The sequence below is a fragment of the Sporosarcina sp. G11-34 genome (genome assembly GCF_026931025.1).
Genome location: NZ_JAHNZW010000010.1, coordinates 25,460 through 42,306, shown reverse-complemented (window position 1 = coordinate 42,306; position 16,847 = coordinate 25,460). Strand labels below are relative to the sequence as shown.

The window sequence follows — 16,847 nt, the reverse complement described above, 5'->3', positions numbered from 1 at the left end:
ATTAAAAGGGAAAAATCCATTTTGTGAATTGGTACATACCAAATAACATAAAGAATGCAATGGATATTAGAACTACGAAGGCGCCGAAAATATACAATTTATCTCCCCATGTACCTTCGTAACCTTCGAATTCCTCTGATTCTAAATTCCTTCGAATTACTAGAATCGCTTGAAGTAACTCCATATCGTTTATTATATTAGGCTCACCTTTGAACTTCAGAGCTCTTGCTATTGATTTTACGTCGTTCCCATAGACTTTTCGAAAAGCGTACACGCCTCTTTCATTTCCACTGTTTTATTCTGCTCTAAATACTAATATCGACCTGCCATTGAAGGATCCTTAAGGGTAAGGTAAATTTCCCCTAACTTCCTGCGAAGTTCTAAGTCATTTGGATAAGTAGAGATTAAGCCATGCAACCTATCCCTAGCTTTACCTAAATCATTTCTTTCAATGTTCTCTTCTATCTTCTTTAAGGTTCCAGCAGGTATCTGTTTTATATCGAACACCTCATTCTTTAAATAGCCTAAATTTGAGCTTGTTTTTAATTTTCAACTGAATCATTCAAGGAAGATTTACCTTATTAAAAAATAATCAAACTTCAATTATTATTATAACATTAACTTTTCAGTCTAATAGGATTTATTATCTATGTTCATACAATCGTTTATTAATTCGCTCCAATGAACAGAATATTAGCTAAATTACGCTAAAAATGTTTATCCTTGGATTATCAAATCCTGTTGGCGATGCCGATTACTTCCTAACTCAATTATTCCACTCAGATAATCAAGGTGAAGCTGGAAACCGCTCATTCTACGAGAACAAAGAAGTAGATAAATTACTTGAAGCAGGTCGTCAAGATATTGATCCTGACAAACGTCAAGAGTATTATAATGAAGTTCAAGAGATTCTAATCGAAGAAGCACCAATGTTTTATGTACATCACCAAGCATACTTAACTGGTGTAAGTGATAAAATTGAAGGATACCGCATTAATAGTTCTGGATACTATATGCTACAACATGTTAAATTTGTAGATAAACCATCTTAAAATATTTTTGCGCAAAACCTTTTGAAAAGGTTTTGCGCTTTTTTATTATGTGGAAAATCATCAATAATTAGCGTATTAAATAAAAATAGGCTGGTTCAAGTCCAATAGAATACCGGACTCAAACCAACCAAATAACTCTTGAAGCACTCCATCAAATTTCGCTTTTTTTCTTGGAGCCTTCACTTTAGAGTATTACTTTACTACAATCACAATTTTCCCTTTAGCATGATGTGTCGCACTCAACTCATGTGCTTCACGTACCCCATCAGCCGTGAGTGGAAACTCATGACCTACCTGAGCCTTAACCTTCCCTTGTTCCATTAATTCACCAAGTTCGGCGAGCTGCTTACCGTTCGGGTTAAGCCAAAGTGACTCTGCTGTAATTTGATTCGCCTCTGCCTTTTCTGCATCAGGCTGTCCCGTGATCGAAACAAGACGACCACCTTTTTTTATGACACTTTGGCTTTTATCTAGAATATCGCCACCCATTGTGTCGACTACTAGATCTACATCCTTGACTACTTCAGTAAAATCAGTTGTTTCATAGTTAATGAATTCATCAACACCTAGTTCTTTCAAGAAAGCTTCATTTTTCCCACTAGCAGTTGAGATAACATGAGCTCCAAAACTTTTTGCGATTTGGATACCTAAACTCCCTACTCCGCCGGATCCAGCATGAATTAATACCTTATCTCCCTCTTTGATCTGACCAAAGTCGACCAGACACTGCCAGGCTGTTAATCCTGCAAGAGGCACTGATGCTGCTTCTTCAAAGCTCAGACTCTTTGGTTTTAAAGCAACTAAATCTTCTTCAACTGCAACATATTCACTATAAGTCCCGCTTGGCATAGCCGGACGGGCAAAGACCTCGTCCCCTACTTTGAAGTTCGTCACGTCTTCGCCTATCTCACTCACAACACCCGCAGCATCCCAACCTAAAATTAGCGGAAATTCAAAAGGAATCATTTCTTTCAAATATCCCTCTCGTACTTTCCAGTCAATTGGGTTGATTGACGTTGCACGCATTTCTATCAACACTTGATTATCTTGAATTACCGGTTTTGGAAGTTCTTTCTCTACGAGTTCTTCTGCCCCACCATATTGTTCTATAACGATTGCTTTCATCTGTAGCACTCTCCCTTTTTTTCATCATACAATACATACACTAATATTTACGTAAGTATGCTCATTTTAAAAACAGACATGCTATTACAAATTGCCAAAATATTATCATACAGAGGGAAAATTGGTTTATAATCCTATACTTTCCCATCATACAACTTTTAATATTCGTGCCCTTACGTCAAATAGTTGCCAAGTCATAATGAAAATAGTGTAGCTATCACTTTGGGATAATGTTTTATTACTACAGTTTCACATCCCTACCTTCTACCTCGCTTTCCATGGATAACGAAACCTTCAGATGATTCCCCGTTAATACTTATCAGGGCTGTTAACCGACTAACACCTAGTAAGCAAGGTTGTTATGCTACAGTATAGATAGAGCACAAGTAAATCTAGTCCCTTTTTGTATTGCAATTGTCTAGGTTAGAAGGATATAAACGTTTGTGATTCTACTATTTATGTATTGTCTAGACAATATTACAAATATCTACAAGAAAGACGCATAAATGCAAGTCTAGTTTAAGAGACTAACCTTTATTGTATAATTTGGTAATAGTAAATTGCATAACAAAATGGACTCTATTACAAATAAACATAAAAGGAGATACAACATGAGTATGAAAAACAGATTATCAAATGAAACTAAACATTACGATGCAATAGTTGTTGGAGCAGGTTTTGCAGGATTATACATGCTTCATCGCTTAAGAGAGGCCGGCCTTTCGGTTCTTGTTTATGAAGCAGCCAAAGGTGTGGGAGGGGTATGGCATTGGAATACTTATCCAGGGGCTCGTTGCGACACGGATTCAATTTATTATAATTACACATTTTCTGAAGAATTATACCAAGAATGGACTTGGTCAGAAAGATACGCAAGCCAACCAGAAATTCTTCGTTACTTAAACTACGTTGCGGATAAATTTGAGTTACGAGAAGATATACAATTTGAAACACGTGTTTCTGCCGCTCATTTTGAAGATTCAACCAATCAATGGGACATCTATTTAGCAGATGGAACGAACGTGACTTCGAAATACTTTATAACTGGTGTAGGTGTCTTATCCACATTGAACATCCCTGACTTTAAAGGCAAGGATTCATTTAAAGGACAAGCCTTCCATACAGCTGATTGGCCAGAAGATTTAGACCTCAAAGGAAAAAAGGTTGGCGTCATTGGCACAGGTTCCAGTGGTGTACAATCAATTCCAGAAATCGCCAAAGAAGCAGGTCATTTAACGATTTTCCAACGTTCAGGGCAATATACTGCACCAGCAAACAACTACTCATATGATGAAGAAGATGTAAAAGAAATTAAAGCAAACTTCAAAGCAATGCGAGCGAAAATGCATAGCACTTATGATGGTATACCTATCGACCGACCTGATCGATCAGTGTTGGATCATACACCAGAACAACAAAATCAAGTATTCAAAGAAGCATGGAATAAAGGTGGAGTCCCCTATTTACTTGCGACGTATAGTGACCTGAAAACAAATAAAGAGTCCAACGAGGCGATGGCCGACTTTGTTCGCAATAAGATATACGGTTTAGTCGAAGATCAGGAACTCGCAGAAAAGCTGCAGCCACTTGATTATTTCGGTACTAAACGACCAATTTCTCATATCGGCTTTTATGATGCCCTAGAACGGGACAACGTAACATTTCTAAATATGTCTGAAGCCCATATCGAAGAGATTACCCCAAATGGTGTAAAAACACCTGAAGCAGAATATGATTTGGATATTATCATTTATGCAACTGGTTTTGATGCAATTACAGGCAGTCTCTTCAAAATTGACCTTCGTGGCAAAGACGGTATTTCGCTCAAGGAAAAGTGGGATAACGGTAAAAAAACGAAAACGAATCTTGGACTCTCCACAGCAGGATTCCCGAACCTATTCATCATTACAGGTCCAGAAAGTCCTTCAGTAACGACCAACATGCCGATGGCTATTGAACAGCATGTCAACTGGATTACAGACTGCATCAATTACCTTGAAGAAAATAACATCGAGGCAATTGAAGCTACCACTGAAGCCGAAGACGCTTGGAGTAAATCTGTAAGCGACGTGGCTAATAAAACACTTTTCGTCAAGACAAAATCATGGTATACCGGCGGAAATATCGATGGAGAATCCTTGCGTTTCCCGATTTATTTAGGTGGTATGCCTAAGTATGGTAAAATTATTGATGATGTAGCGAAGAATGGCTATGAAGGTTTCCACTTAACTCACGAGAAGAATCTGTGAAAAATTAAGCTCACTTACCAAAATTTCAGATCTAATTCTTTCCCACAGATCCTCGTTTGACGACTTCAAACAGCATACTACTGCCTTTACTTCCAAACAGGAGTAGAGGCTTTCTCTTTCTTAATGACAAAATATCATTGAGCTAAGGATGAAGCTGTAGTAACCGCAATGGAAATTGAGTCAAATAGTAGCTTTGATATTCCTCCCGTTTACAAAACTGACATTAGAAACGCCAACATAAAACTTCACGAAAGCACCCTAATTTCGTTTACAGACTACTTCATTGATGTACCTATATAAATGTTCTTGACGCGCTAATATCAATGATTTTTGAACTTCTATGTGCTAAATTGAGCTAAGGCAACAACAAGAAAATTAAATACCCAGAGCCAGGCATGCATAAGGACGATAAGAGTTGTTAAAATGGATCAAAAACCACGTCAGTCTTTATGATCCATCTTGATTAAAATAGCACGACCACTACCTCCGAGAATTACTTTGTATAAAACAGATTTACTTTTTGTCGTTTTCTACAGACTTCCTAAAAACAAAAAGTGCTACTAACATTGTTGTAACGTTAGTAGCACTTTCTATAGTTTTTTCAATACTATCTTTTAGTACTTTACATAGAAATTGCAGTTATTAAATGTGACTAGAGTCTACCCTAATCAAGTTTCTCCTTAACCCTCTTTAGCGTCGCTACTATTAGAAAGCTAACTATCACTAATAAGACCCACGAACTTACCTTCCCTAAATGAACGAGACTCCATGTATCATTTTGGTTTGGATAGTTCCAAGCTCCAAAGAAGGTAGCGATATTTTCGGCTATCCATATAAAAAAACCGATGAGCATAAAAGAAAATACGAGTGGCATCCGGTACCGGGTTCCACCAACTACATATGTAACCCATGATTTCCAAAAGACGATAATTACAATTCCAGATAGCCACCAACGAAAATCAATCAAATAATGGTGGATAAAGAAATTCATATATATCGCAGTAGCAAGAGATACTACTACCATAAACGACGGCCACTTTACCAATTCAACATTAAACCTTCTCCATGCCTGGCATAGATAACTCGCCACGCTTGCGTACATGAATCCGCTATATAAAGGTACTCCAAAAAACTTAAAATATCCTTCCGCCGGATAAGACCAGGAGCCCATATGCACCTTGAATACTTCGAGAGCAAATCCAATGAGATGGAACAATGAGATGACTTTTAGTTCATCTATTGTTTCAAGCCCAGAGTGTATCATCCACCACTGCATCAGCAGACAGATGAACAGTATCCAGTCATACCTTGGCAGAAATGGAAGTGGAATAATCTGTGTAAGAGCTAAAGAGGCAAAAATAACGACAGGAAACAAACACGATAGGGCCTGCTCCCACCCAAAACGATAAAGTTCCTTTAGCGAACTCATGGTTTACTCCCCCGTAAATTCTCTACTAATATTACTAGTCAATTAATCGGTGGGATCTTCATCTTTTCGATATTCTAAGATATCTCCAGGCTGACAGTCTAATGCCTCACAAATAGCTTCCAAAGTAGAAAATCGTATCGCTTTTGCTTTGCCGTTCTTCAATATCGAAATATTCGCCATCGTTATTCCGACCTTCTCTGTAAGTTCTGTTACGCTCATTTTCCTTTTAGCCAGCATCACGTCAACATTTACTATAATTGCCATGTCATTCACCTCAGACCGTTAAATCATTTTCAGTTTTTATGTTAATGGCTTCTAGTAAGAGTCTTTGAATAACAGCTGCAAAGACCGCAATTACAACGGAACCAAATATAGGTATCATCCCAACTATTACTAGACCAGGAGCGTCGTCTATCTCAGCCATGATAAAGACAAATGGAAGAGCTACCACATACAAACCAGTGATTGCGACAGCACAGTATTTGATTTTCTTTAGAGCTCTAACAGATAATTCCGAGAAAGCATGGTTCTTGTCAATATAGCTTAATAGGTTAAAAGTTTGATACAAAGCGAAGTAAAATGGGATCACCGAAATATACATAACCATTAAAATAACATATACCACATAAGCAAAATCCCAACCTCTTTCGGCAGCTTCACTCGCTTCGCCCGCTATCTGTGGCAACAAAAATATGCACAAAGCAAGGACTGGCATCCCAATTAAAATGACAGCTATCTTTAAAAATAGGGTTGTTCCTTTTTTCATAAAAAGCACCTCACTTAAATTATTTATTTCAAATGCTACCTTAACACAATATTTATCGTTTATCAATAAACAAATGCCCCGTAACGATATATTTTAACCGAAAATAAAAAGCATTCCTAATTTCATAGAAATGCTTAATAAATATATATTATTCAATTTACAGCTTGTTTAGGACAGGTCAACTGCGGTACAAAAGAATCAGTGGCAATTCAACAAAAACGCTGAGCCATTTATAAAATATAAATGACTCAGCGTTTTATCGTTGTTACTTATTATACCCGCAAAATCTTCTCCATTGACTTACCCTTTGCTAACTCTTCAATTAACTTATCCAAATATCGAATTTCACGCATCGTTGGTTCCTCGACGTCTTCCACTCGGACGCCACATACAACCCCTTTAATCAAATCCCGTGATGGATTCAATTGGGGAGCTTCCGCAAAGAAGGTCTCACAGTCTATCTGTTTTTCCAGTTGCGCTTCTATTTCCTTCTGGCTATATCCTGTCAGCCAACTGATGATTTCATCGACTTCTGTTTTCGTACGTCCTTTTTTCTCCGCCTTCGTAACATAACAGGGATGGACCCTTGCGAAACTCATTGTGTAAATCTGATGTTTGGTCATGATCCATTCCCCTCTCAAATAAAAAAGTGCGCTAATCTTTTTTCCAGATTAGCGCCCAATTGTGAAATATCTCTCACGTCATTAGCAACCAGATTACTCTGGCAAGTTCAACTGCCATGATACACCAAACTGGTCATTCAACCATCCAAACTTTTTGCTGAACCCATAGTTATCTAGAGGCATGAGTGCTGTTCCTTTTTGCATCATTTTCTCATAAAGGCTGTCAATTTCCTCTTCCGTATCACACGTAAGATAGATAGAAAAAGAAGGAGTAAACGTAAACTCGTGATCAATATGGCTGTCGATACACATGAATTCCTGCCCCTTTAACGAGAATACAGCTTGTATAACTGTACCTTCTTTACCCGGCCCCTCAGCACCGTATCGACTAATGCTTTTAATTTCTGAATTCTCGATAAGTGTTGTGTAATATGTCATCGCATCTTCTGCAATACCGCCTTGAAACATTAAAAATGGTTTTACGTTTTTCATATTTAACTTCCCTTTCTTCACATAAACTTTATTGTTGTTTCTCTACTTCAACTAACTACTCAAACAAATTTTCAACCTTTGTAGCTAACCTCACCAGTCTCCAATAATTCTTAAAGTCCCATAAACATGTAATTCCAGCTATGTTCAGTCCCATCATGCAAATCGCCAAGTGCTTTTTCGATATCGGATTCCGTCCAATTCTCTTCTTGAGCAACATGAATCAATTGCGGTTTAGGATTTTGAGACCTCTCTGAAATACCAAAACTAATGTCAGTCCATAAAATCTACAGGAACAAAATACTCTTTGCTAATTATTAATAAATAGGTGGATACTTTTGTTCGAAATCATTCTCTCTACTTGTATTTTACCCTATTCATAAATTATTTAAAGGCTCCCCTTTATGTAATCCCTATACTATACTGATGTATACAAATCTAAAAAATATATGAGGTGTATTAGTATGTATGACAAAAAAGATGTCTTAGATAATGGTCCTTTTTTTCATGGCACTAAAGCGGAACTAAAAGTTGGTGATTTATTAGAGCCACAATACTTATCAAATTACCAAGATAAAAAATCTAACTATATATATTTTACTGCAACGTTAGAAGCTGCTAAATGGGGTGCCGAATTAGCAAGGTCTAAATCAAAAGAAAGAATTTACATTGTAGAACCAATAAGTGATTTTGAAAATGATCCGAACTTAACTAACAAAAGATTTCCTGGAAATCCAACACGCTCTTACAGGTCTAAATCTCCATTAAAAATCATAGCCGAGTTAAGTTCATGGGAAAGACATTCTGAAGAAGAAATAAATCAAATGCTTACTTCTTTAAAAAAGTTAAGTGATGAAGGTGAAAATGTAATATATAATTGATAATAAAATCAAATAAATGTGAAAAAGTCCGATTTCTCAGTGTAAAATTGAGTGATTGGACTTTTTCCGTTACTCCAGAAAATCGTCAATTATTGAAAAGGGTAAAAAGGACAACTATTTACGCCAAAAATGCTTATATTCTGCTTTATCTTGGATGTTAAATTCAATGATTTTCTTAAGTAATTCGTAATTTATTGGCTCATTCCACTTAATTCTAAACAACCCTTTGGTACCACTATAGCCAGCTTGTGTAATATCATCTGCAAAACTCGAAATTCCTGCTGGTTCAGGTGAAATACTCATATGATGCTTAGCTGTGGAAAAACCAATAATGAATGTGCCATGATTAGAAAACATTGGCGTATTCCATTTGATTACCTGTTCCAAATTTGGAAATTCATTAGCTACCCACTTCAATACTTCATCCATCCGGTAGCGGTGATCGGGATTATCGATGCCTGCTAAGTATTCTGCAAAAACCTCCATATTTTCTCCTCCTAAAGTATTCACTAACCTTCTATAACAACTACTTTTTAATATTTTGTTTTGGAATATTATTATTTAGTAAATTAGTAGAAATTGCATTTACTATGGATTTCGTTCCTCCGATATAATATTTCCCGCTATTCTAATATAATTTGCTAAACTTGTCAATCTACCGATGCAATTCATCTCTTGAATTAAGGTAAGTTACACTTATTGAACTATTCTCAACAACTCTATCAAGATCTTCTATAAATATAAATGATTGATTGCTATCCAAATAAAGCAGATGTATTTTTTATCCGTTCCATTCCCTTCCGTCTCTAATTGTTTTAATATCGAACGAAATGGTGTGATTCCGATTCCGCCTGCAATCAGAAGTGAAGGGTTGTTATCCTTAAGATAAAAATCCCCTACTGGTCCACTCATTTTAACGTGCATGCCCTGTTTTAATTCCAACATGGCTCTCTTAAAATCACTCGGTTGATCAACTAATACGCATAGTTAGCTTCACTACATTCTCCGTGGGAGCAGATGCTCTGGTAAATGGTCTTATGGGTGTTTTTATTTTCTTATGAGTAACAGAAAACAAACCATATTGCCCAGCTTTCCAGGTTAAACCCTCCTCTTTTTCAAACAGGAAGGAATATACATCTTCTGACTCTTTATTGCTTTCTATAAATAATAATTCTCTCTTTTTGAATATCGATAATGCATCTCGAATAAAGCTCACGATTTAGATTTCCTTATATCGAAAAAACAGATCACCAATTGTCAATGAAGAGCATTTAGTGACCTGTTTAACGTTGTCTATTTTACAATACTTGGGCCTGGTCATTTAGTTGAAGCAACAAGCAGTTATTGTTCCAACATTTTTTTAAGTTGTCTACCAAAATTCGTCCAACTATATTTGGCTCCCTCAAGAGCCCCTTTTGTTGCTTTTGTTGCCTCACTGAAACCAGTTTGTTCAAAATGCAAATGTGTAGCGCCATCTGAACCTGTTTTCAATGTCCATGTAATTGTAGTGGTTTCCCCAGCACTTGCCCAAGTGTAAGATAAGATATGAGGCTCATCTACTTCGAGTACCTCACCATTAACGATTCCATCCCACCACTCATTTGGCTCGGAACGAAATTGGAACTTTTCTCCGATAACAGGTTTAAAGTCATTTTTCCATATCCATTTTGCTAGCATATCTGAATCTGTTAACGCCTTCCACACTTGCTCAACTGAACTTGTAAATTGAAATTCTAATGTTACGTCTGCCATTGTCTATTCCTCCGATAATATGTTTTTTAATTGCGATACTCTTTCCGTCCAAAAATTCTCGTAAAAGGAAACCCAGTCTTTGACTTCTTGCAAGGGAGCCGCATTTATTCGATACCTAGTTTCCCTTCCTACCTTTCGAACAGTAACCAAATCAGCTTCTTTAAGGATAGCCAAATGTTTAGATACTGCTGTACGCCCCATTTGAAATTCTGCAGTTAGTTCATACAAAGGTAATTCATCACCATTTGCCAACATTTGTAGTAATTTACGTCTCGTTGGATCAGCGATGGCTACATAAACATCACGTTCTTGTTTTTTTTCGCTCAAAACCTCCCACCTCGCATGTAGGACACCCATTAGTGTCATTATCTTACGACACTAATTGGTGTCGTGTCAATGTTTATTCTTTGCATGACTAGCAAAGGTTTATTCACATGTCTTCGAGTAAATTCTCTTCCAATCTTTCCTCTTAATGCACTCATCAATTGTATAGTCGCTATTTGCAAGAACATATTTAGAGTAATAATCTGTAATAAACATGTTTAAAGTTTTCACCTTCCAATAAACAAAAAGCGCCACTAACGTTTTTTGTTTATTAACTTTGTTCGTATTAACTTGCTTATGTCCCAGTAGTACGTTTAAAAGTACTCATAAACCTTTATATAGCAATGTTTACACTAACAAATGTGTATAATATGCGTATAATGTTTTTATGCTAAAAAATCACTCAGCTTGGATCCATTCTAAAGGATAGACTAATTTCTTATGGTAATTTATTTACTTTTTATTATCAGCCTTTTTCAATCGTTTTCTTTTGTAACTTTACAATTAACGATATCCTTTTCATTAACCCTTGAATTTAGCCATTCAATTTCTATACTTGACAGTTTTCGCTCTTCTCCTTTCGCCATTTCTTCAACCCTCTTTCAATTCGCTTCTTCCCTTTCTAAGTGGGCGTCCCACTTACGTATTACTTTAACTGCCTTTTCTTTTTTTAGTTGCTGCCTAATTCCGAATAGTATTATTTGCCCATTTTTGTCACCTCACCCCATTATATATCTTCCTTCTATAATAAAGTTACCAATCAAAAGTATCAAAAAAGCCCAAACTATTTTAGTCTGGACAATCTCGTTATTACATTTTATTTTAGTTTCTAATATTTTTATTCCTTCTTCCAGTAACTTCCCATTCTTCTCTTTTGATTCATTAATATATAATCGCTCCTCTGATTCCCATTATCTAGCTATAACAGGAATTATATTAGTCTCAGTAACAGGGTCACTATTACTAGAGGAACAATTGATAAATTTTACTGCCGTAGTATGTTCAAACTTCAGATTTTGATATCACAGGATGTATTAATGACATATCCTATTGTCGATTCTAATTGATTGATTGGGTCGTAATTACGTAAGTCTTCAAAATTTAGACCTGTAATCGCTTCAATTTTTGAAATTGGTACTTGATATGTTTTATATTCACCGTAAGCAAATTCCAAATCTTCAATAAGAGTTTTTTGAGTCTGCAAGTAAGCAGTTGCAGATAGGTTCCCATCTTTCTTAACAATGACAGCTATTTTCCAAAACTCTGCCGGTATCTGAACTCCTCTGTAAATATTGTCATCTATTCGAAAAACTGGTCCAGTAAATACTGTCACTTTAAGATTCGAGTTTTCGGCATTGTCTAAAATATAATTCTCTAGATCCAGCCAGTTTTTTTGATTCAACTTACTATGCTGGGGAGCACAATTTGTAAAATGGAACGTATCCTTATTCGCCTTTTCCGCTAAATCTCCCCAAACAGGATCACGCCGGCGGACAAGATGTCCCCTATCAATTGAATTATTTTTATATAATTCAGGACCACACTGATACTCTACTTCAAGGCGGGAATCGAGATACCATTTGTCATTACGGCCAATCTTCCTCAATTGATTTCCGTCAATATTTACCACCGTATAATATGCTAAACGGCGTGACTTGCTCATGACAATTGAAAAATGCGTATAATGGAGCACGCTGCTTCCGTCTTTTAACTGCGCAATATCCTGTTCAAGATCAGACCGGAATATAGGAAGGGGAACTTCAAAATCATCACCAAGAAATTGGGCGTCATAACCGGCCAAACCTTCATACCATGAATCGCTTAACTCCTCAACTTCCAACTCTTCAGGAGTATGATCGGGGACTTCCCAATCCTTTAAAATGTCATTCATTAACATTTTTTGATCATCACTGAAGTTGGCGCCTTGCTCCAAGACAAACTGGATAATACTGCTTACGCGAATGCCTTCATTGGCTATAAATTCTGCTCGGTTCTTTGGATCTGGAACGCCTGCATGGTGGAGGGAGATTACGATCCAATCGTCATTATATACAGGTGAACCGGAGGATCCGGGCATGGTATCTGTTGAGTAGTGGATATAATCGTCAAATACATCCATAATTTTGTTCTCTCTAATCGCTACAGTTTTAGGTGCCCCTGAAGGATGTTGAATAATTGATACACATTCACCAACCAACCCTTTGCCCGTTTGCGAGAGAAGAGGCAAGAACCCAAAATCACTTACGTTTGTACCATCAGCAGACACTTCCTCTATCGCGACTAATGTGAAATCAAGCTTCTGATCCGTAATAAATAAACGCTCGGGTGTTAATCGGAAGGTTTTCATCGGTCGTTCCTTTAAGTCAAGACCAACTTCATAGTTGAATTGTGCGACACTGAACTGAGCCGTATCGCAGTTCTCCAAAACATGATTATTTGTTAGTAATAAAGAAGTTGAAACCAGAAATCCTGTAGCATGTCCGAGAACTCTGCCTATACTATCTCGTATTTCGATTCTACAAACTGAATTGGCTGCTCGTAAACCTGCTTCAAGATAAGAAATAGGAAATAGATCATCTTTACCAATAATACGCTCAATTGCAAATCCATCACGTGAATCGATAATCGCTTTACGAAGTTCGACTCGCTCAGGCGTATCTACTTCCAAAGGATTTTTTGTTTGCAGTTCACTAGCAATTCGTTCACGTTCACTAGAACGTGCGATGTAACGTTTTAATGCTTGCTGTCGTTGCAAATCTACAAGATCCATATTAAGATTTTGAAACTTATCCAGTCCTTTAATAGACATATTCACCCTCCTTAAATTATTAAATCGAGCTATACAAGCTGAAGTGATGATTTACTTTGAATCTGCTTCAGCTACCCCTGGTAATGAGCTCACGCAAAATTTATATATTTATTCAAATGTCCAAATTAAACATATTTCGATAGTCGCGACTACTTTAACACTTCTAGCATTTTATTAAAAGTTACTTTTTCAGTGTATTTCAAGAGATTATAAAACCAATAATAATCCCATACATGACTTTAGCTATTCGAAACCTTTTTTCATTGCTTTTAGTTGATCCTTATGCGTGAAAAAGAGGGGTTAATCGATAAAAGGTTATTAGGTTTTAGGTTTAGAAATTCAAAAAATCGTTCTGGACACTCTTCTGTCCAAAACGTTTTCCATTTTCCCCCAAACGAGCAGGATTTTCATTTAATAACTTGTGAAAACTGGTCCTCTAAATTTTAAAACTTACTAAAATAGGCATCTTGATTTCAATTTATTTACGGAGAAGATATGACAGGCAGTTAGGCACTCCCAATTGAAGGGTGGTGAAAACCAATGTCAACATACGTAATACTAAACTTATTCATTTAACAATCTGGTTAATGAATTGCTATAATAACGGTGTTTTTGTCAGCATCTTTTTCTAAACAAGACAGAAGTAACCGCCCCCCCATCGGCAGATGTGTGGACAATTACTTCTTTCTTCTCGGCCAAATGCATTTTCTAACCAACTATTTACACAGTCGGACGATATACAATATTGACCATCATTACATCTTATATTCTACCATTTCAGGACTGAATATTCAAACACTTATTCATTTTTTATTGGATGTCTCTTATATATATATATAATGAATTACCAGCAGGAGCGCAATAACTCAATCCTACATGCATTTGTTGACCTAAATATATTCATACTTAGACATTGATTAGAGATTCAACTTGAATCAATTCTTTTTCAGTAGCAAACTTATTTAGGACTTGCTACGACTCAATAGTTAAACAACATTCACCCATGATATGTAACATGGACTACAAATAAAAAAATTCTTTTATTATCTCATCCGCACTAGTAATTATGAGCTAAAGAGTATTCCTTTTTATTAAGGCTTCCGAATCAATTGTTCAATCTATTCAATATTAATTAGACTGAATAGTCCGACTATGCTATAATTATCAAGAGGATACCACAAAAACTTCTTTGGTATATAATGGATTCAGAACTCAAGTTCCCCTTTTTGTTACTGCACAGCAGAATGATAAGGGCGTAATCGGAGTAGCTCCTGAAGCAAGTTTAATTATTGTAAAGGTCTTGAATTTAAGGTGTAGGTTATCTTTATGTCGCTCAAATGATATAACTGTAATTTGGGGGCAATCAAAAAACGATATAAATACTCCCTTCACAGAGTATGAAGGCTGGTCCCCAGAACTTTTCCGGCATTTCCTGTAAAGATTAAGCATATACATACTAATTGTACATATACATAATAGTAGGGGTAACTATATCACAATTTCTCCCCTACAGAAACTGCATCTAGAATTCATTTCATTTACGGTGAATGCATGACCGCTTGTTGAGCACTTCCAATTGAAAGGAGGTGAAAACCAATGACAACATTCGAAATACTAAGCTTACTCCTTACACTATCTGGCGGATGGATTGCTTTTATGTCGGTGTCGTTGTCAGTTATCTTTTTCTTATCAAGAAAGGAGTAACCGCCCCCCCATCGGCAGAAGTGTGGACAATTACTTCTTTCTTCTCGGCCAAATGCTTTATGAAGCGAAGCAGTTACACCGTTGTACCTTACTCAAAGTCGACCATGATTTTGTCTTACAGTTTATTTTTGTAGGACTGAGTGTTAAAACGCCCAGTCCTTTTTTATTCTATGCCGCGTTTTTTATTATATGATGAATTTTCGGCGGAAGTTCTATGCTTTTCCGCTAGATTCATTGCAAAGTCTAGATTTCTTCGTACTTAGTTATTAATCATAAATCCAGCTTGCGCATCTAGGACCTACTACGACTTACTTTGTACGTTCCGTTCAATTATTTTATGTAGCAAGCACTACTAATAGAAACAACTATTATAGTAATTCCCCTATAACAACGACTAAATGCTGAAAAACTTCTTTTTAATTAAATTTTCGATAATCCAATGAGGAGGGATAAAGTGGCGAATTTTGCTCATGTAATTCCATTCGAAGTGATTATTCAAATGACAGAGGCCAATGAAGTTCCACCAGGCGTGGAATTAATTCAAGCACCCGCAATTTGGAAGGAAACAAAAGGAAAAGGTGTTACGGTTGCTATCCTGGATACAGGATGCGATAGTACACACCCCGATTTACAAGAACAGATTATAGGCGGTCAAAACTTTACGGACGATGATGGAAGCAATCCCGACATTTTCCTCGATTACAATGGACATGGCACTCACGTGGCTGGAACAATTGCTGCTCAGAAGGACGATAAGGGCGTAGTCGGAGTAGCTCCTGAGGCAAGTCTGCTTATTGTAAAGGTATTGAATAAAAAAGGTTCGGGGCAATATGAGTGGATTATCAATGGTATCGATTATGCCATTGAACAAAAAGTGGATATTATCTCCATGTCGCTGGGCGGTCCAACTGATTTGCCCGAACTTCATGAAGCAATAAAGAGAGCGGTCTCTAATAATATACTCGTAGTTTGTGCAGCCGGAAATGAAGGGGACGGTAACGATTTAACCGATGAATATGCCTTTCCAGGCCGTTATAACGAAGTCATTAGTGTAGGTGCTATAAATCTTGAACGGAGCCCTTCCGATTTTACCAACTCTCATGATGAAATCGATCTAGTTGCTCCGGGTGAGAAGATCCTCTCAACGTATTTAAACGGGAAATTTGCAACATTAAGCGGAACTTCAATGGCTGCCCCCCATGTTTCTGGAGCTCTTGCCCTCATAAAAGGGCTGGTCAACAACAGTTTCGGTCGGGAACTTTCAGAGCGAGAGCTATATGCCCAACTAATAAAAAGAACCGTTCCACTAGGTTTCCCTCAAAGAATTGAAGGTAACGGGCTCGTGTACTTGACGGTGCTTGAACAATTGACTGGTGTATTTGAGCGTGAAATTAAAGCGTTGGTTTTGAGTTCACAATGATTTGAATAAAAAGTGGTGCACTAGCTTTTTCAGACATCTATAATCATAAAATGCGGCTGGTATTTCCCGAAGTTTGACTAACCCAAATTACTGAGACAATATAAAACACCAACGTAAATGTACACTTCTTCAAAGTGCATATATCGGAGGTGTTTTTTCACGTCGAAAAAAATAAAGATCGTAAATTAATACGTCCTTCATCAATACTTTTAAATATATGGATG

Annotated in this window: 16 protein-coding genes and 1 pseudogene; 4 read left to right on the top strand and 13 right to left on the bottom strand. The window is 36.8% G+C overall.

All coding sequences use genetic code 11. The features are described 5' to 3' along the window. Window position 1: 1 nt before the first annotated feature. Window positions 2-498, bottom strand: a pseudogene (locus KSU66_RS21350) (DUF6584 family protein). 215 nt (window positions 499-713) lie between these two features. Between KSU66_RS21350 and KSU66_RS14915 the strand changes: the two are divergent. Continuing rightward, window positions 714-1,052, top strand: coding sequence for a hypothetical protein (locus KSU66_RS14915; protein ID WP_269052265.1), 339 nt, complete (start codon window positions 714-716; stop codon window positions 1,050-1,052). Between the two features lie 192 nt (window positions 1,053-1,244). Here KSU66_RS14915 and KSU66_RS14910 read toward each other — a convergent pair whose 3' ends face one another. Further along, window positions 1,245-2,177 (bottom strand): NADP-dependent oxidoreductase, encoded by a 933-nt coding sequence (locus KSU66_RS14910; protein WP_269052264.1) that lies wholly within the window; start codon window positions 2,175-2,177, stop codon window positions 1,245-1,247. A gap of 611 nt (window positions 2,178-2,788) precedes the next feature. Between KSU66_RS14910 and KSU66_RS14905 the strand changes: the two genes are divergently transcribed. Beyond that, window positions 2,789-4,426, top strand: a complete 1,638-nt coding sequence (locus tag KSU66_RS14905; protein WP_269052263.1) for a flavin-containing monooxygenase — start codon at window positions 2,789-2,791, stop codon at window positions 4,424-4,426. Between the two features lie 664 nt (window positions 4,427-5,090). Here the strand turns inward: KSU66_RS14905 and KSU66_RS14900 are convergent. From KSU66_RS14900 to KSU66_RS14880, 5 genes are all read right to left on the bottom strand, one after another. After that, window positions 5,091-5,855 (bottom strand): DUF817 domain-containing protein, encoded by a 765-nt coding sequence (locus KSU66_RS14900; protein ID WP_269052262.1) that lies wholly within the window; start codon window positions 5,853-5,855, stop codon window positions 5,091-5,093. 42 nt (window positions 5,856-5,897) lie between these two features. Next, window positions 5,898-6,119: a helix-turn-helix domain-containing protein gene (locus KSU66_RS14895; protein ID WP_269052261.1), complete on the bottom strand. Its 222-nt coding sequence runs from the start codon at window positions 6,117-6,119 to the stop codon at window positions 5,898-5,900. A gap of 10 nt (window positions 6,120-6,129) precedes the next feature. Further along, window positions 6,130-6,621 carry a DUF2975 domain-containing protein gene (locus KSU66_RS14890; RefSeq protein WP_269052260.1) on the bottom strand — a complete coding sequence of 164 codons (492 nt, stop codon included), beginning with the start codon at window positions 6,619-6,621 and terminating at the stop codon, window positions 6,130-6,132. Between the two features lie 272 nt (window positions 6,622-6,893). Next, window positions 6,894-7,244, bottom strand: a complete 351-nt coding sequence (locus KSU66_RS14885; protein WP_269052259.1) for a DUF2200 domain-containing protein — start codon at window positions 7,242-7,244, stop codon at window positions 6,894-6,896. Window positions 7,245-7,337: 93 nt separating this feature from the next. Then, the gene (locus KSU66_RS14880; RefSeq protein ID WP_269052258.1) at window positions 7,338-7,736 is read right to left on the bottom strand and encodes a VOC family protein; all 399 of its coding nucleotides are present in this window, start codon (window positions 7,734-7,736) and stop codon (window positions 7,338-7,340) included. A gap of 461 nt (window positions 7,737-8,197) precedes the next feature. Between KSU66_RS14880 and arr the strand changes: the two genes are divergently transcribed. Next, entirely contained in the window at window positions 8,198-8,614 is a 417-nt protein-coding gene (gene arr / locus KSU66_RS14875; RefSeq protein WP_269052257.1) for an NAD(+)--rifampin ADP-ribosyltransferase, read from the top strand. Between the two features lie 114 nt (window positions 8,615-8,728). Here arr and KSU66_RS14870 read toward each other — a convergent pair whose 3' ends face one another. The 6 genes from KSU66_RS14870 to KSU66_RS14850 all read right to left on the bottom strand — a co-directional run bounded on the left by KSU66_RS14870 (window position 8,729) and on the right by KSU66_RS14850 (window position 13,499). Then, window positions 8,729-9,100, bottom strand: a complete 372-nt coding sequence (locus KSU66_RS14870; protein WP_269052256.1) for an iron chaperone — start codon at window positions 9,098-9,100, stop codon at window positions 8,729-8,731. A 246-nt stretch (window positions 9,101-9,346) separates the two neighbouring features. Beyond that, window positions 9,347-9,556, bottom strand: a complete 210-nt coding sequence (locus KSU66_RS21345) for a hypothetical protein (protein ID WP_329958829.1) — start codon at window positions 9,554-9,556, stop codon at window positions 9,347-9,349. Between the two features lie 28 nt (window positions 9,557-9,584). Next, window positions 9,585-9,830: a hypothetical protein gene (locus tag KSU66_RS21340; protein WP_329958828.1), complete on the bottom strand. Its 246-nt coding sequence runs from the start codon at window positions 9,828-9,830 to the stop codon at window positions 9,585-9,587. A gap of 125 nt (window positions 9,831-9,955) precedes the next feature. Continuing rightward, a complete protein-coding gene (locus KSU66_RS14860; RefSeq protein WP_269052255.1) occupies window positions 9,956-10,366 on the bottom strand; it encodes an SRPBCC family protein in 411 nt (136 codons plus the stop codon). Window positions 10,367-10,369: 3 nt separating this feature from the next. Further along, window positions 10,370-10,693: an ArsR/SmtB family transcription factor gene (locus KSU66_RS14855; RefSeq protein WP_269052254.1), complete on the bottom strand. Its 324-nt coding sequence runs from the start codon at window positions 10,691-10,693 to the stop codon at window positions 10,370-10,372. Window positions 10,694-11,699: 1,006 nt separating this feature from the next. Then, window positions 11,700-13,499, bottom strand: coding sequence for a DNA/RNA non-specific endonuclease (locus KSU66_RS14850; protein ID WP_269052253.1), 1,800 nt, complete (start codon window positions 13,497-13,499; stop codon window positions 11,700-11,702). A gap of 2,158 nt (window positions 13,500-15,657) precedes the next feature. On the opposite strand from KSU66_RS14850, the gene KSU66_RS14845 reads away from it, so the two are divergent. Continuing rightward, the gene (locus KSU66_RS14845) at window positions 15,658-16,623 is read left to right on the top strand and encodes a S8 family peptidase (RefSeq protein WP_443028989.1); all 966 of its coding nucleotides are present in this window, start codon (window positions 15,658-15,660) and stop codon (window positions 16,621-16,623) included. Window positions 16,624-16,847: the final 224 nt, after the last annotated feature.

Bases quoted from the DNA above. Each gene is read 5' to 3' on its own strand.
- KSU66_RS14890 (WP_269052260.1), bottom strand. From the start codon at position 6,621: ATGAAAAAAGGAACAACCCTATTTTTAAAGATAGCTGTCATTTTAATT.
- arr (WP_269052257.1), top strand. From the start codon at position 8,198: ATGTATGACAAAAAAGATGTCTTAGATAATGGTCCTTTTTTTCATGGC.
- KSU66_RS14905 (WP_269052263.1), top strand. From the start codon at position 2,789: ATGAGTATGAAAAACAGATTATCAAATGAAACTAAACATTACGATGCA.
- KSU66_RS14880 (WP_269052258.1), bottom strand. From the start codon at position 7,736: ATGAAAAACGTAAAACCATTTTTAATGTTTCAAGGCGGTATTGCAGAA.
- KSU66_RS14860 (WP_269052255.1), bottom strand. From the start codon at position 10,366: ATGGCAGACGTAACATTAGAATTTCAATTTACAAGTTCAGTTGAGCAA.
- KSU66_RS14900 (WP_269052262.1), bottom strand. From the start codon at position 5,855: ATGAGTTCGCTAAAGGAACTTTATCGTTTTGGGTGGGAGCAGGCCCTA.
- KSU66_RS14870 (WP_269052256.1), bottom strand. From the start codon at position 9,100: ATGGAGGTTTTTGCAGAATACTTAGCAGGCATCGATAATCCCGATCAC.
- KSU66_RS14910 (WP_269052264.1), bottom strand. From the start codon at position 2,177: ATGAAAGCAATCGTTATAGAACAATATGGTGGGGCAGAAGAACTCGTA.
- KSU66_RS14915 (WP_269052265.1), top strand. From the start codon at position 714: ATGTTTATCCTTGGATTATCAAATCCTGTTGGCGATGCCGATTACTTC.
- KSU66_RS14850 (WP_269052253.1), bottom strand. From the start codon at position 13,499: ATGTCTATTAAAGGACTGGATAAGTTTCAAAATCTTAATATGGATCTT.
- KSU66_RS14895 (WP_269052261.1), bottom strand. From the start codon at position 6,119: ATGGCAATTATAGTAAATGTTGACGTGATGCTGGCTAAAAGGAAAATG.
- KSU66_RS14885 (WP_269052259.1), bottom strand. From the start codon at position 7,244: ATGACCAAACATCAGATTTACACAATGAGTTTCGCAAGGGTCCATCCC.